This is a genomic window from Brasilonema bromeliae SPC951 (assembly GCF_012912135.1).
GTDB lineage: Bacteria > Cyanobacteriota > Cyanobacteriia > Cyanobacteriales > Nostocaceae > Brasilonema > Brasilonema bromeliae.
Genome location: NZ_QMEB01000429.1, coordinates 1 through 1,341 on the forward strand (window position 1 = coordinate 1; position 1,341 = coordinate 1,341).

Genomic DNA, 1,341 nt, shown 5'->3' on the forward strand with positions numbered 1-1,341 from the left:
AACCATATTGCTCTCGCAAGCTGATCCGCTAACCATATTGCTCTCGCCATTCCTGCTTTCGCTCAGCGTACTCCGCAACAGCTTCTGCCTTTTTCCACGCTTTGAAGAATATTTCGGCGCTTTCTGCTTTCTCTGGATCGCCGGTGCCTTTCTCATTCAGGGCGTAGTCATGCTCTTTATCGTACTTCTTGCCACCCTTCCAATTTGTGTATCGCCGCGCACGCGTGAATCCCATCTGCAGAAATTTGCGTGCCATGTCGGCGCCGACAAAGTCTCCTTCTGCTAGATAGTCTTTGAACATTTTGAATATCGTACGACTGCTTTTGCGGGCGATCTGAGGAGTCTTGAACTGCCAGTGCGCGACAATCTCTGACTTGTACGGTTCGCAGATCAACACGCCCTGCTCCCCCTTACCAACGCGATATTTCTCGGGGTGCGCTCGGTAGTCGACTCCGGCTTTCCAAGCGTACTTTGCTCGGTCAAAATCAAGGTAGGATGGCTTGCGTGCTTTTTCTGGTGGCATGACGTAATCGACCGAAAAAACATTACGAAAGTGCCAAAACGTCTAATAAAAACGACCCCCCAATTTTTTGGAGAGCCGTTTAAATGATTTGCCGAGAGCCAGGATTGAACTGGCGACACGAGGATTTTCAGTCCTCTGCTCTACCGACTGAGCTACCTCGGCAAGGGGCTCTGAATTGCTTTCGCAATTGAGGCGGAAACCCAATATACCACAACGAATTCGTGCGTAATAACGCAGGTTAAGAACTCAATTAAAGATTTAGTACGGAGAGCCCTGCTGCGCGGTCGGATGAATGTTAATGCCAACTACACGAACATTTCCATTGTCTTGCTTGACAAGAAAATCCGCAGCCAAGGGCTGAGTTGCTGGTGATGTGCCCGCCGATTGCATGACAAGCGACCCGGTCATTGCAACGATAATTCCGCCGTCTGGATTCATGTAAGTCGCTTGCACCGAGATCGGTTGAAAAGCCGCAGACACCTTCCCAGACATCACGGCTTGCTCGATGTCGGGAGTCCAATAGCCCTGGCGAAAAGCTTGCACAGTATTAGGCGTCATCCAGTCAAACGCTTCTTTGTGGCTGGTCTGACAGGTCTGCATGTTGTAATCCATGGCACGTTGCAGCCAAACGGTGACAAATTGAGTAGCCATCTGTGGTGTAAAACCAGTGCCTACTCCCGGCTGACCTGGCGTTTGAGCTGTAGGCACTCCACCTTGCTGCATAGGCTGTCCCTGCAACTGCCCGGGCGACTGAGCCTGCATGCCCTGCTGCGAGTGGAGAGGCGGCTCGTGCGTCTTCTGCTCGTCACCTGTAAATG

At 51.5% G+C, this 1,341-nt stretch carries 2 protein-coding genes and 1 tRNA gene; all 3 read right to left on the reverse strand.

Annotated elements, in window-relative coordinates:
- Positions 1–28 precede the first annotated feature (28 nt).
- Positions 29–523: a DUF4385 domain-containing protein gene (locus DP116_RS28260; protein WP_169158252.1), complete on the reverse strand. Its 495-nt coding sequence runs from the start codon at positions 521–523 to the stop codon at positions 29–31.
- A gap of 89 nt (positions 524–612) precedes the next feature.
- Positions 613–685, reverse strand: a tRNA-Phe gene (locus tag DP116_RS28265).
- 96 nt (positions 686–781) lie between these two features.
- A partial coding sequence (locus tag DP116_RS28270) for a hypothetical protein (RefSeq protein ID WP_211173571.1) occupies positions 782–1,341 on the reverse strand: 560 nt, incomplete at its 5' end.

Bases quoted from the DNA above. Each gene is read 5' to 3' on its own strand.
- DP116_RS28260 (WP_169158252.1), bottom strand. From the start codon at position 523: ATGCCACCAGAAAAAGCACGCAAGCCATCCTACCTTGATTTTGACCGA.